Raw genomic sequence first — 23720 nt, forward strand, 5'->3', positions numbered from 1 at the left:
CTCTATTTTAAAATCTTTTTGAGATTTTTTTTAAACTGCTTTTCATTATATAAGTAAGAACTTCTGCGTCAATGCGGGTGCAAAAGTACAACCTAAATCCGCTTTCACAAGCTTTTTTAAACTTTATTTTTTGCCTTTTTTATAACTCCTTGATTACCCGTTTTGTAAACCACAAAGTTTTTTTTGTGAAGGATCGTTGAAAAGGCTTTTTGTAAAAATTTACCGCAGATTCGCAGATTTTTTAACCATATAAGGCATTGAAGTTTTTTTGAACCATTTAGAGATTAAGAAATATAAAGAAGATTTAAACCATATAAGGAATATAAGGAAATATAAGGTTTTTGAATTTTGATATTGGTATTGAAATTGAAGTTGAATCCGCGTTAGGGATAGCAGCGAAAAGCCCACAGCATGTGAAGCATAGCGTAACAGCGAGGACTTGTAGCAAATAGCCCGACCTGTCTTTGCGAGGTCACGAAGCCAACAGGAAACGCCCAGAATTACTTACTCGTAGCGAATGGCTTTGATGGGAGAAATTTTAGTAATGATATAAGAGGGAATCAACAATACCAAGAAACAAACCGTTATTGTAAGCAGGTTCAATGCAGCAATATATCCTAAATTAAAATAAACTGGAGCTTGGTTAACATAATAATTTTCGGGGTTGAGCTGAATGACACCAAAGTATTTTTGGATAAGCAGCACTCCTATTCCAATGCCATTGCCCCACAGGAGTCCTCGAAGAATTAAATAAAAGGCATTGTACAAGAATATTTTTCGCACAGACCAGTCACTTGCCCCAAGCGCTTTTAAAATTCCTATCATTTGTGTACGTTCTAAAATAAGAACAAGCAAAGCCACTACCATATTTATAGTAGCTACTACTATCATCACTCCAAGAATGACAATAATATTGAAATCGAATAACTGCAACCAATCAAATATATAACTGTATTTTTCGATTATGGTTTTGGAATCCAAATTGGAAGGCGTTTGCTGATACACTTCATCTCCAACTGCTTGAATTTGATTAAAATCTTGCACAAAAATCTCAAACGCACCAATTTCGTTTGGAGTCCACTTATTAATTCGTTGAATGTGTCGAATGTCGCCTATTATATACGTAGCATCAAATTCTTGAAATCCCGAGTTAAAGATTCCTGTTATTTTAAATCTTCGAATGTTAGGAAGTTGGTTTTGATTTTCTTTGATAAAAAAAGTATTGAAAGCATCTCCTACTTTTAATTGCAATCTGTCAGCTAAGAATTGAGAAATCACGACCTCTGAATTGAGTTGGCTTGACAAATTAGGCAAACGTCCCGCTATCAAATACTCTTTAATATTACTCCATTGATAATCGGTTCCAACCCCTTTGAAAATAATTCCCTCAAAAGCTTTTTCTGTTCGAATAATTCCTGCTTTGGTGGCAATGGCTTGGATATGACTAATTCCAGCAACTGAATTGAACTTAGGGTAAAACTCCTGATTCTTGGCTATAGGGGTTAATGTTGCTTCCGATTGGTTATTATCATAATTTGAAATAATGATGTGACCATTGAAAGCCGATACTTTTTCTCTGATTTTTTGTTGTAAGCCAATCCCTGTCGCTACCGAAACAATCATCATTACCATCCCAATCGCAATAGCTGCAATGGCAATTTTTATTATTGGCGCAGAAATACTACTTTTATAATCTTTAGCAGTAATCAATCTTTTGGCGATGAAATATTCTAAATTCAAGTTGATTCGGTATTTACTTGAGCCAAAAATACAGCTAAAACACGAATTACACTAATTGACTTTAACTTTATTTATTTTGACAATGACAGTCTCTTTTAGAAAACACTCTCCTTTAATTGGTCTTCTTTTTTTCATTGTTTCTTGCTCAATACATAAAACTCTTCCAACAAAAAATACCACTCCACACACAACCGTCACTGGAATTCAGAACCATATTCGACCTAACCAACCGACAGATTTCAAAACGGGTGCTGACAACTTCGAAAGCTACCTCCCTCTTTTAAAAGATAAAAAAGTAGGAGTAATAAGCAACCAAACCGGAATTTTAACCAACGGAACTCATTTGGTAGATTTTTTGATTGCCAATGCCGTCCAAGTCGAAAAAATATTTGCACCTGAACATGGCTTTCGTGGTACAGCAGATGCTGGCGAACTCATTATTGATGGGAAAGATACCAAAACGGGATTGCCCATTATTTCACTTTATGGCTCTAATAAAAAACCGAAACCAGAACAACTAGAAGGAATTGACATTTTGGTGTTTGACATTCAAGATGTGGGGGCACGTTTTTACACTTATATTTCTAGCCTTCATTATATCATGGAAGCTTGTGCCGAAAATAACATTCCTCTTTTGATTTTAGACCGACCGAATCCAAACGGATTCATTATTGACGGACCTATTTTAGAAAAAGAATTCACAAGTTTTGTAGGCATGCACCCCGTACCGGTACTTTATGGAATGACTATTGGCGAATATGCCCAAATGATTAATGGTGAAAAATGGCTCAAAGACGAAGTGCAATGTGATTTAAAAGTGATTCCTAGTGTTCATTATGATCGAAATGCTTCGTGTCATTTATCAGAAAGACCATCACCAAATCTTCCTAACGACCAAGCCGTCAATCTATATGCGAGCTTGTGCTTTTTTGAAGGAACCAATGTTAGCGTAGGAAGGGGTACTAACAAACAATTCCAAATTTATGGCTCGCCATTTTTACCCAATACTGGATTTAGTTTTACTCCTGAATCCAATTTGGGGGCAAAAGAACCAATGCATAAAGGCGCTATTTGCTATGGAGAAGATTTATCTACTATTGAACCGGTAAACCAAATTGAATTGGAATGGCTTATCAAAGCGTACAACACTACACAAGATAAAACTAAATTTTTCATTCCGTTTTTTACCAAATTAGCGGGAACGACCACTTTACAGCGTCAAATTGAAGAAGGCTTTTCTGAACGAAAAATTAAAAAAAGTTGGAAACCAGGCCTAGATCAGTTTAAAGAAATTCGAAAAAAATATTTATTGTACTAAAGCGGTAATTTCTTTTTCATTTCTTCTACAATGTTATAGACTGCAGGACAAATGGGAATGTTTTTTAAAGTCAAATTAGTAATTTGCTGAAACTTTTTTCGGGCAGTATGTGGAAATTCACGACACGCCTTTGGACGAACATCATAAATAAAACACGTATTGTCATGATCCAAAAAGGTACAAGGTACTGATTGCAACACATAATCATTGTCTTCATCAATACGAAGATACTGCTCGATAAACTGTTGTGGTTTTTGTCTGAGATGTTTAGCAATTCGTTCAATATCCGCCGAAGTGAACAAAGGCCCGGTAGTTTTACAACAATTAGCACAAGTTAAGCAATCCGTTTTTTTAAACTCAGTATCGTGCAATTCTTGCATTGCATAATCTAAATTCTTAGGCGCTTTCTTTTTCAGCTTATCAAAATACTTTTTGTTTTCGATATGCTTATCTTTGGCAAGTTTGCCGAGTTCATTTAAATTTGGCTTTAACATTATATTAGATTTCTAACGCAAAGTTAAACAACTTGAAACTAAAAAAAGAGGAAAGATTACTTCGTTCCTCGCAATGACATTATGAAAGACCTTTTCGGAAAAGCCATACTCGATTACCAAACTCACAATAATCCTGAAAACATCATTACATCGACTTCTATTTCGGAAGAAGATGAAATAGAAGTGGCGTATTTATTTCGAAGCTTTGACGAAATGCCCGCTATAGAACAAAAGGCATTACAATTAGCCAAAGGCAGCACTTTAGATGTGGGATGTGGTGCAGGAAGTCACGGATTGTATTTGCAAAACAACCGAAATATAAATGTCCATTCTATTGATATTTCTAAAAACGCTATTCAAGCTTGTTCACTTCGCGGATTGAAAAATGCACGAGCTATCGATGTATTAGATTTAGAAAACGAAAAATACGACACTATTCTTTTATTGATGAACGGTACAGGAATTTTTGAAACTTTAAAAAAAACAGCTATTTATCTTCAAAAACTGAAAAGCTTACTACATCCAAACGGACAAATTTTAATTGATTCCTCTGACATTATTTATATGTTTGACGAAGACGAAGATGGAGGCAAGTGGATTCCGAGCGACAATTATTACGGCGAATTAACGTTTAATCTTCAATATAAAAATGAAAAAGTAGCCCCTTTTCCTTGGCTATATATGGATTATAACACCCTTCAAAATGCAGCTTTAGCCAATGGACTGCAATGCCAACTTATTCTTGAAGGCGACCATTTTGATTACTTAGCACAACTTACTGTTTAACACAACTACTCTAAGAGATGGAAGACAAATTACGTTACCCTATTGGAAAATTTACGGCTCCTCAAGTTTATACAACTGACTATCTATCGGAGCGCATTCAGGAAATTGCTGAATTCCCTGCATTATTAAAAAAAGAAGTGGCACAGCTGAATGATGAACAATTGGACACCCCTTATAGAGAGGGTGGATGGTCGATTAGACAAGTAGTTCACCATTGTGCCGATAGCCATACGAACTGTTTCATCCGAATTAAATGGGCTTTAACCGAAGACAATCCTACCATAAAATTCTATTATGAAGACCGTTGGGGTGGAATGGACGATAATGTAAAAATGCCTATTGAACCTACGCTAGCTTTATTAGAAGGATTGCATTTTCGTTTGGCTTATCTACTGAACAGTTTATCTGATTCTGATTTAGAAAAATCATTTATCCATCCCGAACATAATGCGTCCTTCCAAATCAAAGAGATTATTGGAACGTATGCTTGGCATGGATTACACCATTTGGCACACATTACTGAATTAAAAAAGCGAAAAGGATGGTAAACAAAAAAACTCCAAACAGTGTTTGGAGTTTTTTGTTAAGGAATATTCAAATATTTATGTGTTTGTAAAGAAACGCGCCATTTTGGATTGTTCATAACATAATCTACAATCATTGGTGTCATTTCTTCTCTTTTACTCCATTCTGGTTGCAAAAAAAGGATGGCATTTTTGTTTACTTTTTCAGCTTGTTCCTCAGCAAAAACAAAATCGTGTTTGTTATAAATAATTACTTTTAACTCATCCGCATTATCATATACGGTTTGAGTTGGTAATTTATATTTTTTTGGAGAAAGACAAATCCAATCCCAAGTTCCGGAAAGTGGATAAGCCCCTGAAGTTTCTATATGAACTTTTACATTATTATCTTTTAGTTTTTGGGTTAACAAAGTCATGTCCCAAGTAAGTGGCTCCCCTCCGGTTACTACAACCGTATCAGCATATTTGGTGGCATTGGCCACAATTAAATCTACACTTGTTGGCGGATGCAACTCAGCATTCCAACTTTCTTTTACATCGCACCAATGACAACCTACATCACAACCGCCTATTCTTATAAAATAAGCTGCAGTTCCTGTGTGTGAACCTTCGCCTTGAATTGTATAAAATTCTTCCATCAAAGGCAACATCGCTCCTCTATTAACTTCTAACTGTATTTCTTTTGATAACATCTACTTCTTTTGAAGTTGCAAAGATAGTCATTTACAAAATTCATATCCTATCTTCTTTTCCCTTAAAAATGAGCATAAAAAAACCGACAATTAATTGTCGGTTTTTTTTAAATATAAATAGTTTATTTATTTCAATTGTTTGATCGAACTCAATGCGTATGCATTCGTTGGATCAATAACTAAAGTCTTATTAAAGTACTCTACTGCTTTTACTTTATCTGTATTAGCATAAGTAGCTCCAATAGTATTGTAGCTTTCAGCTATTTTTTTAATAACCGCTGGTTTCGCTAATTCATCAGCCCCTTTAGCTGTTACTGCAGCTACGTATGCTTCATAAAATTTAATAGTATTTGCATCATTCTCCATCAAGCTATTTGTTCTAGCTTTAAATAAATACGCTTCATAATACCCTGGTGAAGCTACTAAAACTTTGTCAAAAGCAGCATCTGCTTTTTGAAGTCCAATAGTGTCTGGCTTAACATCTTTTTTATTATTAGCATAATATAAAGACAAACCGAAATACAAATTATCATCTAAATAATTTTTAGATTCTTGATTAGAAGCTCCAAATTCAAAAATTGCGGCTGCCTCTTTGTACAATTTTTGAGAAAATAATTTCTTCCCTTCTTCGTTCAAATCCTCAACTGCTAACGGCTCCATTTCTAACGCCTTTTTAATCGAAGTTAAACCTGCTTCAAAAGCAACAGGATCTATAGAAAGCCCGTCAGCGCTTGTTCCTTTTTTAATTTTAGCTAAACCTAATACTTGAAAGTCTTTTGCAATAATTTTATTAGCTGAGTTAGACGTAAATGTTTCTAAAGATTGGATTGCTTTGTCAACATTCCCATTTTCAAAAGCAGCGTATCCTAAATAACGATAAATTCTTGGATTCACTTTATCCAATTCAATCATTTTATTCGCTTCTTCTTCTAACGCTTTGTATTCTTTAGCTAAAATCAAAAAGTCGGCACGACGCATTCTTGAATGAATAGAATAATCCGTCAAGTCCATGTACTTTTGGTAATAATCAATTGCTATTTTAAAATTTTCAGCCGCTTTAGACGGTTTATTTCTTGCGATTTTATAATAGGTTTCAGCTAACTCTCTGTAAACTGGACCATAATTAGGGTTGATAGCGATTACCTCGTTATATGCCTTAGAAGCTTCATCGTATGATTTAGCCCCTTTTAACAAAACACCCAATTGCATTTTTGCTCTTAACAAAGTATTGTCTGCTTGAAATGCGTCTCTATATGCTTTATAAGCATCATTTTGATTACTCAAACCATAATAAGCATCACCTAATGCCAATTGCACTTGTGCATCCAATGAATTGTTCACCAATGCACGTTTTAAAACGGCAACAGCTGCTTTAAAATTTGGTTTTTCAGCATTCATATACGCTCTAGCGACATACACATACTCTTCAAAATCTTTTTTACGCATGTCTTTTGTTGCTAAAATAAATTTAGCATTAGCAGCAATCGTATCATTTCTATCTAAATCCATTTGTCCCAATCCAATATTATTGAATCGAGCACCTTCAGACGCTAGTAATCCTTTGTCAAAAGAAATTTTAGCCGAATCTTTTATACTTTGAGTTAAATATACATTTCCCAAAATAAAGGAAGCCATTCCGTTAGAAGGTTTAACTTGTAGAATTGATTTCAAAATAGATTTAGCCTCTTCATATTTCTCGGCATCAATAGCCTTTTTTGCTTGATTAATATCTTGAGCATGACTTACAGATACAGAAGTCAAAAGAACTAATCCAAAAATTTTAAATGTATTCATCTTTATTATAATTAATTTATTTTTTATCGTTGATGATTTGTTTTCTAATATTCAATTTTCTAGGCGGCACTTTTACAGGTAAAAGCCCTGATTTTAAAATAATTCGTTGACCGATATCACCTGCCACAAAAGAAGCAAAACCCATACCTAATCCTGAATAACCCTGACAATTGACAATGTACAAATCACGTGCCAAAGCATATTTTCCTTCTGCAATATTATTTTGATCTGGGAAATAGTAATTTGAATCTTTCAGACCTCTTATACTTAGTATATTGACCTTATCAACATATTTTTTCATTTCTGGACTTGGTTGTGACAACCAATTCAGACCAACAACACCTATCAATCCAGTATTCTCGGAGACAAATTTAATAACCTCGTTATTAGTTCCAAAAGAAAAAACTCCTTTTTTAGGAATTGATGATAAACCAGCCAAAGAATCCATGTAGCGTACTGTACTTGAATTAGGGTTGTCAAAAACCAATCCTTTAATTTTGGTTTGCTCTTTCCCTCTCATAAATTCCAGCACATCGCTTAAAGCTACTAAAGTGTCATTAGAATTTGTATTAGAAATCAATACAATTGCATCAATAGCTATTGGAGTCGTTTTAGGTATAATTTTTCTACTTGCAAAAACTTTCATCTCATCAGCATTCAATCTCCTAGAAAGTACTGCAATACTTGAAGTATCTTTAACCAATGCTTGAATGACCTCATTCTCGGATTTTGCATCCAATTTAATCTTTGCCTCATATCTACTTTCAAATATTTCTATTTGATCTTCCATAATAGGCTTTAAAGTTTCGTCAACCAAAAGTGTGGCTTTACCTTTCAAAATGGTTTCTTGATTTCGATTGTTTGATTTATTACAAGCAGTAAAAAACAAAACTAATAAAACCAAACTGGATAATTTTGCAGCGTTTCTCATAACTTAGTCTTTATTATCATTAATAATTCTTATGAATCTAAAAAAAGAATATACAATTAAAAGCACTCCAAAAGCAACTCTATAATTGTACTGCATTTGCAAAGGAAAATGCTTCATAAAGATAACTAATAATCCCAAAACTAAATAAGATAATAAAAACAAAATTCCTATAACGAGAAGAAATCGCCCTTTGAGCGATTTCTTCTGAAAACTATTAACAAAGTTTTTTATCATTACTCTGCAGATTGAATAGTAATAGGAAGAGAGTAAAGTACTCTCACTGCTTTACCATTTTGCTCTCCGGGTTTCCATTTCGGACATTTTTTTAAAACACGAATAGCTTCATTTCCTGTACCGTAACCAATATCTCTAACTACTTTGATATCAGTTAGAGAACCATCTTTTTCAACTACAAAAGTAACATATACTTTTCCTTTTAAACCTTCTTCTTCTGGAGTCTGATAATTATTCCCTACAAATTTGTAGAATTTTTCCATTCCACCAGGAAAATCAGGTTTTACTTCGATACCAGCAGTATTATAAATACTGTTATCTTCTTCTACTACAGCAGCAGGCCCATTACCTACAGGTTCAACTGTTAATTCAGCATCTGGATCTCCTTTAATAGTTTCATTACCTAATTTTTTATCTTTAATTTCGGTAATTTTTGGCGGTTCCTCAGTAACCTCTTCTGCTTTTGCCACAACTGGCTTAACAAACTTCACTTGATCCACTTTTGGTGGAGGTGGTGGAGGTGGCGGAAGGTCTTTTTTAGGCTCTTCCTTTTTAGGAGGTAACTTCATCGTTACGATTTTAGTATCTAAACTTTCATCATCACTAGAAGAATCTGGTAATAAGCTCATAATTAATGGAGCCGCAACTGCTACAGAAAATACAACCGCGCCAATAATTAATGCTTTAACAGTGGTCTTAGTATTCTTTTTTCGAAGATCATAAGCGCCATAAGCCTTATTTTTACCTTCGAAAACGATATCAAGCCATTGGTTTGTGAAAATATCTAATTTCATTTTTCTTAGTTATTAGGTTATTGAGTAATACGAATTTCTTCTTATTTACCTTCTAACAATTTTTGTTCCTCAGGAGTATATTCATTAACAATTGCATACGTTGGAACGTCAACAATTGCCATTTCATCTAATATATCTACCAAGTTACGATAATTTGATTTCTTACTTGGTTTGATAATTACAATCATCCCCTTATCCTTATTACCAGTGTACTCAAGTACTAGTTTTTTTCTTGACAACAATTCTTTACGAATTCCTTCTTTTCCGAAAGAAAAATCTTTTGGAGCACCTCCAGCAACTGGAGTAGCAAGAAGTCCAACATAACGAACTAATTTGTCATTATCACCTAAAAGAATTGTCATAGTACGATTTTCATCCACTTTAACTTGATTCTTTGGATCAGGTTTATCTTCTTTATCTGGCAATCCCAAACTCATCGATTGGGGCTTAGACAAGGTTGTGGTCAACATAAAGAATGTTATCAATAAGAATGCCAAATCTACCATGGCTGTTAAATCAACCTTAGAGCCAGATTTTTTACTTCTTACCTTACCATCGCCTTTTTTACCACCACCGTCGCCGGTATTTAATTCAGCCATTTTAGTATCTTTTTATATTATTTATCTTTTGCTCTTAAACCAGTAACTAAATTAAAGCTATTGATTTTTTGGTCTTGTAAAATATCCATTACTTTTTTAATAGCAGGATATTCTTCTTTAGCATCTCCTTTGATTGCAATTTGCAATTCTTTATCGTCGATTTCAATATTTGCAATTCTTGCATTTTGAATCCACTGAGACAACTGATTATCTAAAGAATCTTTAGGAATACCAGGTTGTAAATTTGATTTACTTCTTTCTGAACTTTTCATTGCAATTAATTGCTTAAGACTAGTGATTGGCACCCCAATACCTTCCATTAAAGCAAACTTAGCAGATTCTTCTTCAGTAAAAGCAACTCCGTACTTTTGACCCATTAATTCTAAAGTTCTTTTTCTAACTTCTCTACCTTTAAGGTCGAAGAAAACTTTCCCTTTTCCTACGGTAATAGTAGCTAAATCAGTGTCTGGCAATTTTGTTTGAACTGTTGATGCTGGTGTATCTACTGGCAAAGGCTCTGGAATTTTGGCTGTAGCAGTCAAAATAAAGAAAGTTAGCAATAGAAAGGCAACATCACACATAGCCGTCATATCAATAGACGCAGCTTTTTTGGACATTTTTACAGCCATTACTTTATATTTTATAATTTAAATAAGTACGACCTTATATTGGCAAACTTATTTTAATTAATTATTAATTATTTTTTTGTACTTCTGAAATGTCTGTAAGTATTTACAATTGTATTACCTGCCTCATCAATAGAATAAGTCAAAGTATCAATTTTAGAAGTAAACAAGTTATAAGTAACAATTGCTAATGCAGAAGTAGAGATACCTGTAGCAGTGTTAATAAGCGCCTCAGAGATACCATTTGCAAGTGCCGCTTGATCTGGAGTTCCAGCAGAAGCCAAAGCACCAAACGCTTTAATCATACCTGTTACAGTTCCTAACAAACCAGCTAATGTTCCTAAAGATACTAAAGTAGAGATAATAGTCATGTGTTTCTCTAACATTGGCATTTCTAATGAAGTAGCCTCTTCGATTTCTTTGTGAATAGTTTCAGCAGCAGCTTCGCTATCTAATCCTTCAGCTTTAACATCTTGGTATTTCAATAAAGCTGATTTAATTGCATTTGCAACAGATCCTTGTTGTTTATCACAAGAAGCAATAGCTCCATCAATATCTCCTTTAGTAATGCTTGATTGAACATTTTTCATGAAAGTATCTAAGTTTCCTTTTCCAGCAGCTTTTGAAATTACAGCAAAACGCTCAAATGAAAACACAATTACCATTAATAAACATCCTAACAAGATAGGTACAATAGGACCTCCTTTATATACCATTGCCAAATAGTTTCCTGGTAGTGGGTGACCTGTATTTACTCCTCCTTCAAAGTTTGCTCCATTACCCATGATAAAATTCCATATAATCCATCCAACAAAAATACATGCTGCGATGATAATTCCTGAAATTGCTCCTCCACCTTTTGGTCCATTTTCTTTTTTAACGTTTGCCATTTTTTTTAATTTTAATAGTTTTAAATAATTTAATTTTTTAGTGTTTAAATAAACTTGTAGTGGAGCAAATTTATATTTTTAGTTTAAATAAAAAAACTTTTTTTAATTTAATTGATGTTAATTTTAGTTCCAGCAATTGTATTTCTTTTTGTTTTTTTTTCATTTAATAAAAAATACATAACGAAATCGATTTTTTAATACCAAAAACACACTGACAACCCTTATATTCATACAATTTATCAATATAAGTAGAAAAAAAATTTGGATATAAAATATTTATTTTTTTTACAAAAAACGATGTAGTTACCATAAAAACCGACTAAGTTGTCCAAAATAGACAAATACAAACTACTTTTTTGTTATAGCGAAAGAGACATATTTAAATCACTTCCAAAATAAAAAATAAGTACGAAATCAAAATTCATTTGACACATTCTAATTCTATTTCTTCAAACTTATATTTACATTTAGATTTAATATGTTTGCAACTTTAAAATAACTTTATGAAAGGATTTATTAGTATTGGTCTATTGATTTTATCCAATCTCTTTATGACTTTAGCTTGGTACGGTCACCTTAAATTTAAAGAATTAAAGTGGTTTGAAAATGCTGGTTTATTATCCATTATATTCATAAGTTGGGGACTGGCTTTATTTGAATACTTTTTTCAGGTTCCCGCTAACCGAATCGGTTTTCGAGAAAATGGAGGTCCTTTCTCATTATTACAACTTAAAGTTATTCAAGAAGTAATTACTTTAGTAACGTTCGTAATTTTTAGCTTGACTTTTTTCAAAACCGAAACTTTTAGATGTAATCATGCTATTGGATTTTGTTTTTTACTTTTAGCCGTTTATTTTATATTTAAAAAATAATGAAAAAATACACTTTACAAAAAAGCCCATTTGTTGTTCCTACAACTGACGGAAAACTGATTGAAGAACATCACGGATTGGTAAGTACCAATAATCCAGCCATCTCTATTGCACACATGATAGCTCCCGCAGGATGGAGCGAACCTTTTCAAACGCCAGAGTTTGAAGAGTACACCTATATAATTAGTGGAAAGAAACAATTTATTATCGAAGACGAAGTAATTGTATTAGAAGCAGGACAATCCATTAAAATTGAGAAAAACACAAGAGTTCAATATTCCAATCCGTTTGAGACACATTGCGAATACCTTGCTATTTGCACCCCTGCATTTGACTTTAATAAAGTACACCGAGAAGATTAATATTTATTTCAGTTGAAGTAATTCCAATATTTTATGTTCCACTTCTGCTGAATCCCATTTATTATCGATGTCCTCCATTTTCAAAACCTCTTCCATAATGCCGTTTTGAGCATCGCCAATAGCTAGAGCTTCAGCATAAGGTCGGTCACTAAACGTCACCCTACTATATAAAGGAATCCACAAGTCTGGATGTTTGTCTGAAAACACCTTTTCGATTTTCTTTTGCAATAAGAATTTTTCATCAGCCGTTTTGGTACTCATCTCCATAAAATTGCGATAGGACAATTCGGCAATCGCGTCCGCATTAGGCTTTCTTGATTTTTGATATTCTGAAAAAATGGTTTTCCAGTCATCTCCATACTGCTGCATTATTTCGTTTAAGATAGAAATATCTTCAAAACCAGCATTCATTCCTTGTCCATAAAACGGAACAATGGCGTGACAAGCGTCTCCAATTAATGCAATCTTATCTTCATACGCCCAAGGAAAACACTTCATTGTCACTAACGTACTGGTTGGATTTTTAAAAAAATCTTCGGCTAACTTTGGAATTACGTCAATCGCATCAGGGAAGTTTTTAGCAAAAAAGGTTTCTACTAACTTTATATCTTTCAATTCTTCTAAGGAATTTTCTCCCTCAAAAGGCATAAATAAAGTACAAGTAAAGCTTCCGTCTAAATTAGGCAAGGCAATCAACATGTATTCTCCACGAGGCCAAATATGAAATGAATTCGGATCTAATTTATGAGACCCATCTAGATTAGCAGGAATATTCAATTCTTTGTAGCCAATTTTTAAAAATTCTTGCGAATAATCAAACATACTCTGGCGTTGCATACGGTGACGAATTCGAGAAAAAGCACCATCCGCACCAAAAACCATGTCGTATTTTTTCTCTTCCCAAGCACCACGCTCAGTTTCGCCAATATGCAAAGTGGCATCGGCAAGAGTCACATCCCAAATGCGTTGTTCAAAAAAGAATTGAGCTCCAGCAGCTTCGGCTAAATCAATCATTTTTCGATTCAAAAGACCTCTTGAAATAGAATAGATGGCCTCTCCTTCTTGACCATAAGGTTGAAAATTGAGTTTATCCACTAAATGAATCGCGCGCTTGTCCATGGGAATGGCAATTTCACGAACAGCATCACCCACTCCTACTCCGTCTAAAGCTTTCCAACCTCGATTAGACATGGCTAGATTAATGGAACGCCCCGAAAATTCAATTTGTCGAATATCTGGACTTCTATCATAAATATGGACGGTATGACCTGCTTTACGCAAATAAATTGCTAACAGCGAACCTACTAATCCGGAACCAACGATTGCAATATTCTGAGGAGTTTGCATTACTATTTTATAAAAGTTAGGCAAAATTACTCATTTATTGCAATAGCCCCTTTAGTATCAATTACTTTTTATTAGGAATAAAAACCAATTTTGTTGAAGTTCTAACAATTTCAGCTTTGTTCAATTTCATTTTCCTGAACTTCCCTGTGTTGTACATTTCGGCTTGGTCTTTATAATGCGGACTCATCGGATTTCCAGATTGACCCGTTGGCAGAATACTCCAACTGTTTTCAATATCCGAAAAATCAATAATTCGTCTAGTTGAGGGTCCTCCTTTTACCAGATACTTGCCATCTTCAGTAAAATCAAAAAACAAATTGTTAATCACTTCCATTGAACCAGAAACTTCAAACGGGCCTACATTAAAAAACGGTTTCAATGCATTTACATTCCCTAAAGGATGTTGGTGTTCTACCGTATGTACTTTGTTCCAAGTCCAAGCAGTAATTGATTTTCCAAATTGATCTTCTAAAGCAGTAATTGCTTCTTTAAAAGACTTCGTTATGATTTGTACTCGAGTTTCTTTTTGATTTTTGGTTGCAATATTATCCCACCAAAACGAGTTGTTGTTAACTACTTGCCTCGCTACCACTTGTTTCATAATATGGGTTCCTAAAAAATGTTTGAAACCTGCCTCACCCATTTCATCTTGAAAGGTGTTTTTTAGATACAGATAAATCCATTTGTTATAAATCGTTGGCGCCACCTCTTCTACATTATTAGATCCTTTCCAATTTTTCAGCACAGCAAGAGCTTCTTTTTCGGTATTAGAAAGAGCATTATTATTTAATGCAGCCATTAAATTTTGAACCACCGATGGTGCTACTGATGATGTATTATCAAAAATCATTTTACTTGCTGATTCTTTATCCCAATTGGATTTTGAATCCAATAATTGAACAATTCGCTTAGCTCTATCTTCTGGCAAATAATAGCCTGGATATAAAAATCCTTCAATAGCTTCGGGTTGGTTATTAGCCGAATACACATAATTCCAGCTCGGATTGACTGACGAAGGATTTTTGGAGAAATCCAAATATTCTTTAATATCATCTTTTCCGCTAGCTCCATCCAAAATAAAATTAGGATTCACACCCACATTGTGTTTGTATAATTTTCCGGTTGCCCACCAAGCTACATTGCCTTTGGCATCACCATACATTACGTTCAAACCAGGTGCAGCAATCAACTGAACACCTTTTCGAAAATCGGCTTTATCGTTAGCATGCGAAAGGGCATACACCGCATCCAAAATCAAAATAGGTTGTTGGGTATAAATCCACGACAGGGCTACAGGTTTGTCCTTTTGCAAACCATCAATCAAATCATTTACTATAGGTCCGTGACGACTTACTTTAACGTTCATAACCACATCTAAAGTATCTTTAACCTTAATTGTTTTAGTTCTTGTCTTATACGCACTCAATCCTGTAGGAGTTTTGTATTTTGTAGCGTCTGTCGCACTATTTTCTTCTTGGTACAAATCAATATCGTCATTTTCAAACATCGTCAATCCGTAGGCATATTGATGATTATGACCTAATAACGGAAAAGGAGTTCCTGCCAAATAACAGCCATACATTTCATAATCAGGTGTTACCAAATGCGCTTCATACCAAGTCCCAGGTTGCGAAAATCCAATATGTGGATCATTCGCAAAAATCACTTTACCATTTTTAGTCTTTTGCGGGGCAATAACCCAACTGTTACTACCAATGAATGGTGGAATTGGTGATTGATCTAACAAAGAAGCTACCGATTTAGCTATAGCCGAATATTCTTGACCATTCTCCTTAGCATTTTTGATTTTAGTAGTATTAAATTCGCTTTCCAAACCAAAATCTTTCAAATACTCCATGCCGTATTTATTCCGCAAATCCGTCATCAAAGGATCTGATTTTTGTGCCATAGCAAAACTAAATGCCATGTACCCAAAAATATTGTACACATCTTTTATCTCAAATTTTTGCTTTTGAATACCCAGTAACTGAAATTCAATAGGCGTTTTTCCTTCTTCTAAATATTGATTGATACCATCCAAATACGCTTGCGTCAATTGGTAACTCGGACTGTTTTTATCCAATTGAGCAATGGCCTTCGCCGAAGCTTCTTCAATTCCTAATCCGGTAAAGAATTTATCATTTTTTAACGCCACCGATCCAAAAATTTCAGATAAGCGTCCCGGTGCAATTCGGCGCATTAACTCCATTTGCCACAAGCGGTCTTGAGCATGAACATAACCCAAGGCTTCCATAGCATCGGTTGTATTTTCGGCGTAAATATGCGGCACGCCAAATTCATCAAAGTAAACTGTTGTTTCTTTTTGAATGTTTTTCAGCGGTAGTTCCCCTTCGTATTTGGGTTTGGAATAAAAGGCATAGCCAACCAATGCCAAAATTAGGAGTGCCAAAATTGAAACAATTACAACCAGTACTTTTTTAACTATTTTCATCTGTAAATGGATTTGATAAACAAATATAGCAGAATAATCTACAATTACTACTTAGTTATAATTCAATTATTGCAATTTTGTTTAACAATATATCGTTTTTAATTAAACAAAAAGTATCTTTGTTCAAAACCAATCAGATGAAAGACATTTCAAAAGAAACCATTACCGCAATGGATAAAGTACCTCGTTTGAATTTAATTAATTCGTGTACGGGATACAAATCGACGAATTTAATTGCTACTCAATCCATTGACGGGCAATCTAATGTGGCTATTTTTAGTAGTGTAACCCACCTTGGGAGTGACCCTGCATTGATCGGATTTATTATGCGACCAACAACTGTTCCTAGAGATACTTACAAAAACATCAAAGAAACGGGCTACTTCAGTATCAATCATGTAACAGTTGATATGATTGAAGATGCCCATCATAGTTCGGCTAATTATGATTTAGGTATTTCTGAGTTTGATAAAACGAATCTGGAAGCAGAATACAAAGAAGGTATTGCAATTCCCTTTGTAAAAGGAAGTCCTGTGCAATTGTATTGCAAATATGTCAATGAATACCACATTAAAGAAAATGACACCATTCACATCATAGCATCTATTGAGCGGTTGTTTTTTGAAGAAGAATTACAACACGAAGACGGCTGGTTACAACTAGACAAAGGAAAAGTAGTTACTGTAAATGGTTTAGATGGCTATTGTTTGCCCAAACTAGTAGATCGTTTTCAATATGCTCGAAAAGACCAACCTACAAAATCATTTTTTTAAGTTCGAGTAATTTTATTTTTCTAAAATTCCGCTTTTTAAAATTTGTCCAAAACGATAAATATCCTCAAAAGAAGTATATAAAGGAACGGGTGCGAGACGAATCACATTCGGTTCGCGCCAATCGATTATCACTCCGTTTTTCATTAGATAATCAAATAAACTTCGACCTTCTCCATGCAGAAAAACCGAAAGTTGACACGCTCTTTCCTTTGGATTAGAAGGCGTAATAATTTCAAAATTACCTTTAACCTCACGATCAATTTCTTGTAAAACAAATTCTAAGTAGGCGGTGATTGTATTTCTTTTCGCTATTAAGGCTGTCATTCCTATTTCGGCAAAGAGTTCCACCGAAGCCAAATAGGGCGCTAAAGACAAAACCGGTAAATTACTAATTTGCCAGCCATCAGCCCCTTGAATAGGGTCAAAACGAGGTTCCATTTTAAAACGGCGTTCTTTATTGTGTCCCCACCAACCCGCAAAACGTGGCAGTTCCGAATTAGTGTGGTGTTTCTCGTGAATAAAGCAACCCGAAGCATTTCCGGGACCTGAATTCATGTATTTATAACTACACCAAGCAGCAAAATCCACCTGCCAATCGTGTAACTGCAATTCGATATTGCCAGCGGCATGCGCCAAATCCCAACCAACATAAGCACCTACATTATGCCCTGCTTCGGTAATGGTTTTCATATCAAAAACCTGTCCGGTATAATAATTGACTCCGCCAATTAAGACCAAAGCTAGCTCCTCTCCCAGTTCTTCAATTTTTGCCACAACATCTTCTAAACGAATGTTGTGTTCGCCTTCGCGACGCTTCACTTCTACAATAGTATTTTCGGGTTCATATCCATGAAAACGAACTTGACTTTGAAATAGGTATTGATCCGAAGGAAACGCTTTTTCTTCGCAAATAATTTTATATCGTTTGGATGTTGGTCGATAAAATGAAACCATCATCAAATGTAGATTCACCGTCAACGTATTCATTACGGTAACTTCTGTTGGCAAAGCCCCAACCAACTTACTCAACGGTTGCGCAAAACGTTCGTGGTAATCCCACCAAGGTTTTTCGGCATAAAAATGACCTTCAACCGCTAATGTGGCCCAATCGTTCATTACCTCATCTACATAGGTTTTTGCTCTTTTAGGCTGGAGTCCTAAAGAGTTTCCTGTAAAGTAAATCACTTTCTTTCCATTGACTTGAGGAAAAGAAAATTCATTTTGATAGTGACTTAATTGGTCCTGCACATCGAGTTGTTGTGCAAAAGCAAGGCTGTTTTCAAATGTCATTCCAACTAATTTTATGAAGTAAAAGTAGCAAACTAATATGGAATTTGAACACGAATGACACGAATTGGCACAAAGAATTTATACCACTGATTGCACCACTATTTTTTAAAAGCCTGAAAAATTACTGATTATACTCTTCTTCTGTTACGGCTTCTAACCAAACTGTAACTCCTTTATTGTTATTAGTAACTGCCACTTGTACAAAATGACTTTCTGGACTTGCTCCATGCCAATGAGGAACGTTTGGCGGACATTTAATTACGTCCCCTTTTCGAAGTATTTTTTTGGGCTGCCCTTTTTCTTGATAATAGCCAACACCGTCTGTTGCCATCAATATTTGTCCCGCAGGATGATAATGCCATTTTGTTCTTGCGCCGGGTTCAAAAGTTACATTGCCTATAGCTGTTGGATTAATACTATCCGAAGCAACGAGCATTTGCAAATGAACCGTTCCTATAAAATTGGTATTCGTAATTTTATCCCCTTTGGGGAAGATTGTCTCTGACTTTAATTTCATAACTGCTTTTTTGGAAGAGTCACTTTGCGTCTTACACGAAATAGCCAATAGCCCAAAGAGAAATACAACAACTATTTTGTTCCAATTTTTCATCTCTTTTTTAAAGATTAATTTGATAAAAATGCTGCAATTTATCCACTGCTTGGGAAACATATTCAGGTTTCCAATAGGTTTGAATATGTGTTGCTCCATTAATTTTAAATAATTCCTTGTTTTTAGCATTAGTAGCTTTGTTAAATGCGTCTTCTGTCATATAAAAAGAGTCCGCTTTACTTCCTGCAATCATTAATAAAGGTTGATTAATCAAATCCATATTATTACTAGCATCAAAGGTCATTAAATCCATTAAACTACTCATGGTATATTTGAACGTAGAGTTGGGATGAGCATGTGTTCTATTATAATAATAATGTCCTTCACGATACAAATCAAACGGCATTTTATCTGCCATTTCATCCGTAATAACTACATTGGCAGTATAGCGAATTTCTTTTCCCGCAGCTTCTAAAGCTCGAGCATCAGAGGCTTGTCTTAACCTGTCTTGAATAGTAGCCACTTGAGAATTCATAAAACCATTGCGTCTTACTATGCCCGAATTGAACATACTCACTGTGGCAATTGCTTTAAAACGTTTGTCTGATTGGGCGGCTGTTAAAGCATATCCACCACCGCCACAAATACCTAACAAGCCTAATTTTGAAGTATCCACTCCTTGATATTGGCTAATAAAATCAGCCATAGCGTGTATGTCTTCGATTCGATTGGCAGGTTTATCTACATTTCTTGGTGTACCACCACTACCTCCTTGGTAAGCCGCATCTGCTGTAATAGTGATATAACCTTGCTCGGCCAAGCGTTGCGCATACAGCCCTGCTACTTGTTCTTTTACACCACCGTTGGGATGAGCAACTACTAAAGTCGCATATTTTTTGGAAGGATCAAAATTGGCTGGAGTGTATACGTTAGCGACTATCGAAATGTCTTTTATTTTATACGAAACTGGATGAATATTGACTTGTCCTTTTATATTTTCTGTAATTGCTCCCTCATAGACCAATGTGAACGGATTTTTCATTTGTTCCTTTTGAACACTTTGAGCGTTTGACATATTAATTCCTATTATTTGCATTACTAATGCAATTATTACTATTGCTTTCTTCATTTTTTATATTTTATTAAATATTAAATCTATTTACTTTTTAGCACTTCGTTTACTACTACTGAAGCGGATTTCGCTTTATTTTCGCCTATAATAGGTTGAATTATCGTAATAAATTCATTCAACTGTTTTGGCGAGAAACCCACATTCAGTGCTATTGTCAAATGTCCTTTCAACATGGGTTCTGCATCACCAATGGCACTAATAACAGACAATGTTACTAATTCTCTTTGGGCGTATGTTAAAATATCTCTTTCAAAAATATCAGCAAATAAATGTTCTTTTAAAAAAGTATCAATTACTGGAGCAAATGCGGCATATCCAACCAACTTTTCAGGCGAAGGTGTTTTAGTCAATTCTTCCAAAACCTTCTTACCTCTCTCATATTTATTGTCGTCGGCTTTGATTTGAGAAGCTTCTTTACCCATTTTATCCGTAATCCCTTTAGCTTTTCGTTCATTTACTACTTCCATAAAAGTTTGCAAACCTCTAATGCTCCTCGGGAAACCACAATAAGCATAGGTATGAACTAGTATTTCTTTAATTTCGTTGACTGTGAGTCCTGCTTCTAAGCCTTCTTTTAAAGCCGATTTTAAATTCTCTAAATCTCCTTTAGCGGTTAGTGCCGCAATACTAATGATACTTTTCTCTTGTTGACTTAAACCTTTTCCATTTGATATCATTTGCTGTGCTTGGACTGAATTAGTAAACATTAGCATACTCCACAAAAATAGTAGCAAACCGATTATTCTGTATTGCCTCATATTGATTTCATTATTAATCTAAACCTTTATCTTTTAACCATTTACTCATCAAATCAGCTACTTGAAGATTGTTCAAATCAGAAAACGGAAAATGCGTGTTTCCCTTAAGTCCTACTTCTGGAAGATGTATTACTGTAACATCTCCGCCATATTTATTTACTGTATCTCGCCATAATTTTGCCATTGCCAAACGCGCTCTCCATCCGTCAGCACCTGGATTTGGAGATGGTTTTTCAGGAATATTATCGCCATAGTAAATTACTATTGGGATTTTAGTAAGCGACATGAAATCCTTCATCGGAATTCCTATTGCTTCCAAAGGTCCAGCAGAACTCCCTATAGGAGCTGGCACTTCCCCTTCTGGAAAAAGGAATCCACTTCCTGGTTCATACGAAACGATGGCTTTAATCTTTGAACTTTTTACTACTGTTTTCCATCCCATACCGCCAGAATGCGAATGTGTTACTAGTATTCCTGGACCTATTTGATTAAAAAGTGCAGCAACCGCATCTGTATTAACTTCAATATCGATGGTTCCAATACTTGGTGTCATAGAGCGGAAATACTGATTCAATGTTGCGCTATCTCTTGCAAGTTGTACTCCTTCAAAATAATTAGGCCAAATCCCTCCACGAAAAACATCAAACATTTGTTGTTCATCTGGTATTGGATTAATCGTAGCCGAAACAGTACTTCTTCCTGCATTACCGCGTCTTGGCTGGTCTATCAAATACACTGAAAAATTCCTGCGTAAAAAAATGTTTTGATATCCTTCTCTACCATCGGGTGTAGTTTCCCATGTTTTAGAAAATTGACCAATACCATGCCACATCACTAATGGATATTTACGAGCCTTTACGGGCACTTGATAAAACACATACGCATGGTCTCCATGAAACGTTTGACCTTCTGGAGTGGGTTTATAAGGATCGAATGTTCCTGGGTTTGTAATAACGGTACCTCCCACGGCAAAACTTCCTTGTTCTTGAATAACTAACGGTTGTTGTTTGGTGTATTTTTGTGCATAAATTGACGAATGCATCATCAATAGTAAACAAAACACACTACACAATTGTATCAAATTTCTTTTCATTTTCAAAATCTTAATGTTCAGGTGTGAGTAGCTTAGTAAACGACAATGAGCCTAGTTTCCAAGCTCCATTTTCTATTACATACACTTCGGTTACAATAAATGGGTTAGTAACTTCATTTCCGCCCACGACTGCTAATAACGTAATTTTGTTTAAAAGTATAGCTGTATTGTCAATGATATTTACAGATACTTCATGAACATCAGCTTTCTTGTAATGTATTCCGCCACTTTTAATAATATCGATTTCTTGTTTTTTACCCCAGCTTCCACCCATGTGAACAAAAACGGATTTATCATCAAACAAAGGAGTTAATTTATCGACATCTTTATCGGCCATCCACTGCCATTTGTTTTTTGAAAGTGTAATAATCTGCTGTTCTGTTTCAGAATATTTCTTTTCAACTGGTGGCGTTTTTACATCTTGTGCAAAAGAATATTGCATACTAAAAGCAATACATAAAACGGTAATTAATGATTTCATATTACGTGATTTAAATTTATTATTTTTTTAATGGTGCTTCAACTCCCGACATGGCTTGAATAAAGGCAGGTAATCTTTCTCCAACAATTGGAATAGTATCCAATTGTTTGTTGAATTCCATCAATTCAGCTTTGGTAAATTTCACATTATCAGCTCCAATATTTTGAAGCATGTGAGACATCTCAGTTGTACCTGGTATTGGAACAATCCATGGTTTTTGAGCCAATAACCAAGCTAGCGAAATTTGAGCAGGACTAGCCTGTTTTTGAATTGCCCATATTTTTATTAAATCAACCAGTTTCAAGTTTTCAGGTAAATTTTCAGGAGAATATCTTGAAGTGTTTGCCCTAATATCACCAGGAGCAAATCGAGTATTAACATCTATTGCTCCTGTAAGAAGTTGGCAGGCAAGTGGCCACCATGGAACAAACCCAATTCCTAATTCCTCACAAATTGGAATTACATTTTTCTCTGGGGCACGCCATATCAACGAGTATTCATTTTGAATAGCGGTCAGTGGTAGTTCTCCATGTGCACGTCTTATCGTCTGAAGTCCTGGTTCAGATAATCCCCAATGCATTACTTTACCCTGATCTATTAAATCTTTAACAGCACCTGCAACATCCTCAATAGGAACATCTGGGTCAACTCTATGCTGATAGAGTAAATCAATTCGGTCTGTACGGAGTCGCTTCAACATTCCCTCAACTGCAAGTTTTATATGACTAGGCTTACTATTTAATCCTGGACGTCTCTCCCCCGTTTCAAGGTCGATGTTCCATCCAAATTTGGAAGTAATTACAACCTTGTCTCTAAATGATTGGATTGCTTCTCCAAGAATTCTTTCGTTTTCGTGTGGACCATAGGCTTCAGCACAATCGAAGAAAGTTACACCATGATCATAAGCAGTTTGTAGTATCTTTATCATTTCAGGACGATAAGGTACAATCGTATTATGTTTACGATGCATATTCTGAACACCCATACCAATACTTGAAACCTCAAGTGTTCCTAGATTTCGTTTACTAGAAAAAGGAAATACAGTATTGTCATTTAATAAATAATTTTCTTTCTCATTTATTGTTTTAGCTACTGCATCAAAAGGGGCAAGAGCACTTCCAGCTAATGCTAATCCTGCGGTTTTTAAAAGGTTTCTACGATTCATATTGTTTTTTTTTATAATTTGAA

At 34.9% G+C, this 23720-nt stretch carries 24 protein-coding genes; 6 read left to right on the forward strand and 18 right to left on the reverse strand.

The features are described from left to right. Positions 1-504: 504 nt before the first annotated feature. Positions 505-1740 carry an FtsX-like permease family protein gene (locus tag Q0L65_RS10030; protein WP_296685923.1) on the reverse strand — a complete coding sequence of 412 codons (1236 nt, stop codon included), beginning with the start codon at positions 1738-1740 and terminating at the stop codon, positions 505-507. Positions 1741-1822: 82 nt separating this feature from the next. Between Q0L65_RS10030 and Q0L65_RS10035 the strand changes: the two genes are divergently transcribed. Then, positions 1823-3058 carry a DUF1343 domain-containing protein gene (locus tag Q0L65_RS10035; protein WP_296685925.1) on the forward strand — a complete coding sequence of 412 codons (1236 nt, stop codon included), beginning with the start codon at positions 1823-1825 and terminating at the stop codon, positions 3056-3058. On the opposite strand, the gene Q0L65_RS10040 is transcribed toward Q0L65_RS10035, so the two are convergent. Continuing rightward, positions 3055-3552 carry a YkgJ family cysteine cluster protein gene (locus Q0L65_RS10040; RefSeq protein WP_296685926.1) on the reverse strand — a complete coding sequence of 166 codons (498 nt, stop codon included), beginning with the start codon at positions 3550-3552 and terminating at the stop codon, positions 3055-3057. The genes Q0L65_RS10035 and Q0L65_RS10040 overlap by 4 nt on opposite strands. A gap of 81 nt (positions 3553-3633) precedes the next feature. Here Q0L65_RS10040 and Q0L65_RS10045 point away from each other — a divergent pair, with 81 nt between their 5' ends. Together Q0L65_RS10045 and Q0L65_RS10050 are read left to right on the forward strand one after the other, a co-directional pair. Next, a complete protein-coding gene (locus tag Q0L65_RS10045) occupies positions 3634-4338 on the forward strand; it encodes a class I SAM-dependent methyltransferase (protein ID WP_296685927.1) in 705 nt (234 codons plus the stop codon). Between the two features lie 17 nt (positions 4339-4355). Then, positions 4356-4886, forward strand: coding sequence for a YfiT family bacillithiol transferase (locus Q0L65_RS10050; RefSeq protein ID WP_296685929.1), 531 nt, complete (start codon positions 4356-4358; stop codon positions 4884-4886). A 35-nt stretch (positions 4887-4921) separates the two neighbouring features. Here Q0L65_RS10050 and Q0L65_RS10055 read toward each other — a convergent pair whose 3' ends face one another. From Q0L65_RS10055 to Q0L65_RS10090, 7 genes are all read right to left on the reverse strand, one after another. Beyond that, on the reverse strand, positions 4922-5554 hold the full coding sequence (locus Q0L65_RS10055) for a 7-carboxy-7-deazaguanine synthase QueE (RefSeq protein WP_296685930.1): 633 nt from the start codon (positions 5552-5554) through the stop codon (positions 4922-4924). 126 nt (positions 5555-5680) lie between these two features. Beyond that, on the reverse strand, positions 5681-7348 hold the full coding sequence (locus tag Q0L65_RS10060) for a hypothetical protein (RefSeq protein WP_296685932.1): 1668 nt from the start codon (positions 7346-7348) through the stop codon (positions 5681-5683). A gap of 16 nt (positions 7349-7364) precedes the next feature. After that, on the reverse strand, positions 7365-8279 hold the full coding sequence (locus tag Q0L65_RS10065; protein ID WP_296685935.1) for a substrate-binding domain-containing protein: 915 nt from the start codon (positions 8277-8279) through the stop codon (positions 7365-7367). Positions 8280-8512: 233 nt separating this feature from the next. After that, positions 8513-9307, reverse strand: coding sequence for an energy transducer TonB (locus Q0L65_RS10075; protein WP_296685939.1), 795 nt, complete (start codon positions 9305-9307; stop codon positions 8513-8515). Between the two features lie 41 nt (positions 9308-9348). After that, on the reverse strand, positions 9349-9906 hold the full coding sequence (locus Q0L65_RS10080) for a biopolymer transporter ExbD (RefSeq protein ID WP_296685941.1): 558 nt from the start codon (positions 9904-9906) through the stop codon (positions 9349-9351). 17 nt (positions 9907-9923) lie between these two features. After that, positions 9924-10535 (reverse strand): biopolymer transporter ExbD, encoded by a 612-nt coding sequence (locus tag Q0L65_RS10085; RefSeq protein WP_296685942.1) that lies wholly within the window; start codon positions 10533-10535, stop codon positions 9924-9926. 68 nt (positions 10536-10603) lie between these two features. Further along, a complete protein-coding gene (locus Q0L65_RS10090; protein ID WP_296685944.1) occupies positions 10604-11422 on the reverse strand; it encodes a MotA/TolQ/ExbB proton channel family protein in 819 nt (272 codons plus the stop codon). A gap of 503 nt (positions 11423-11925) precedes the next feature. Here Q0L65_RS10090 and Q0L65_RS10095 point away from each other — a divergent pair. Together Q0L65_RS10095 and Q0L65_RS10100 are read left to right on the forward strand one after the other, a co-directional pair. After that, positions 11926-12294 carry a DMT family protein gene (locus Q0L65_RS10095; protein ID WP_296685947.1) on the forward strand — a complete coding sequence of 123 codons (369 nt, stop codon included), beginning with the start codon at positions 11926-11928 and terminating at the stop codon, positions 12292-12294. Further along, on the forward strand, positions 12294-12656 hold the full coding sequence (locus tag Q0L65_RS10100; protein ID WP_296685949.1) for a cupin domain-containing protein: 363 nt from the start codon (positions 12294-12296) through the stop codon (positions 12654-12656). The genes Q0L65_RS10095 and Q0L65_RS10100 overlap by 1 nt, the downstream gene beginning before the upstream one ends. A 3-nt stretch (positions 12657-12659) precedes the next feature. Here Q0L65_RS10100 and Q0L65_RS10105 read toward each other — a convergent pair whose 3' ends face one another. After that, positions 12660-14003 carry an NAD(P)/FAD-dependent oxidoreductase gene (locus tag Q0L65_RS10105; RefSeq protein WP_296685952.1) on the reverse strand — a complete coding sequence of 448 codons (1344 nt, stop codon included), beginning with the start codon at positions 14001-14003 and terminating at the stop codon, positions 12660-12662. A 61-nt stretch (positions 14004-14064) separates the two neighbouring features. Then, positions 14065-16455, reverse strand: a complete 2391-nt coding sequence (locus Q0L65_RS10110; RefSeq protein WP_296685953.1) for a penicillin acylase family protein — start codon at positions 16453-16455, stop codon at positions 14065-14067. A gap of 137 nt (positions 16456-16592) precedes the next feature. Here Q0L65_RS10110 and Q0L65_RS10115 point away from each other — a divergent pair, with 137 nt between their 5' ends. After that, positions 16593-17228 carry a flavin reductase gene (locus Q0L65_RS10115; RefSeq protein WP_296685955.1) on the forward strand — a complete coding sequence of 212 codons (636 nt, stop codon included), beginning with the start codon at positions 16593-16595 and terminating at the stop codon, positions 17226-17228. A 12-nt stretch (positions 17229-17240) separates the two neighbouring features. Here the strand turns inward: Q0L65_RS10115 and kynU are convergent, their stop codons facing one another. The 7 genes from kynU to Q0L65_RS10150 all read right to left on the reverse strand — a co-directional run bounded on the left by kynU (position 17241) and on the right by Q0L65_RS10150 (position 23697). After that, positions 17241-18518, reverse strand: a complete 1278-nt coding sequence (kynU, locus tag Q0L65_RS10120; protein WP_296685956.1) for a kynureninase — start codon at positions 18516-18518, stop codon at positions 17241-17243. Between the two features lie 121 nt (positions 18519-18639). Then, positions 18640-19035: a cupin domain-containing protein gene (locus Q0L65_RS10125; RefSeq protein ID WP_296685958.1), complete on the reverse strand. Its 396-nt coding sequence runs from the start codon at positions 19033-19035 to the stop codon at positions 18640-18642. Between the two features lie 100 nt (positions 19036-19135). Further along, positions 19136-20197: an alpha/beta hydrolase gene (locus tag Q0L65_RS10130; protein WP_296685961.1), complete on the reverse strand. Its 1062-nt coding sequence runs from the start codon at positions 20195-20197 to the stop codon at positions 19136-19138. A 26-nt stretch (positions 20198-20223) separates the two neighbouring features. Beyond that, positions 20224-20877 carry a carboxymuconolactone decarboxylase family protein gene (locus tag Q0L65_RS10135; RefSeq protein WP_296685963.1) on the reverse strand — a complete coding sequence of 218 codons (654 nt, stop codon included), beginning with the start codon at positions 20875-20877 and terminating at the stop codon, positions 20224-20226. Positions 20878-20971: 94 nt separating this feature from the next. Further along, a complete protein-coding gene (locus Q0L65_RS10140; RefSeq protein ID WP_296685964.1) occupies positions 20972-22051 on the reverse strand; it encodes an alpha/beta fold hydrolase in 1080 nt (359 codons plus the stop codon). A gap of 10 nt (positions 22052-22061) precedes the next feature. Beyond that, positions 22062-22532 (reverse strand): nuclear transport factor 2 family protein, encoded by a 471-nt coding sequence (locus Q0L65_RS10145; protein ID WP_296685966.1) that lies wholly within the window; start codon positions 22530-22532, stop codon positions 22062-22064. A 19-nt stretch (positions 22533-22551) separates the two neighbouring features. Next, on the reverse strand, positions 22552-23697 hold the full coding sequence (locus tag Q0L65_RS10150) for an aldo/keto reductase (protein WP_296685968.1): 1146 nt from the start codon (positions 23695-23697) through the stop codon (positions 22552-22554). Positions 23698-23720 lie beyond the last annotated feature (23 nt).

Origin of the sequence: Flavobacterium sp. (assembly GCF_024642105.1) — a bacterium.
Taxonomy (GTDB): domain Bacteria; phylum Bacteroidota; class Bacteroidia; order Flavobacteriales; family Flavobacteriaceae; genus Flavobacterium.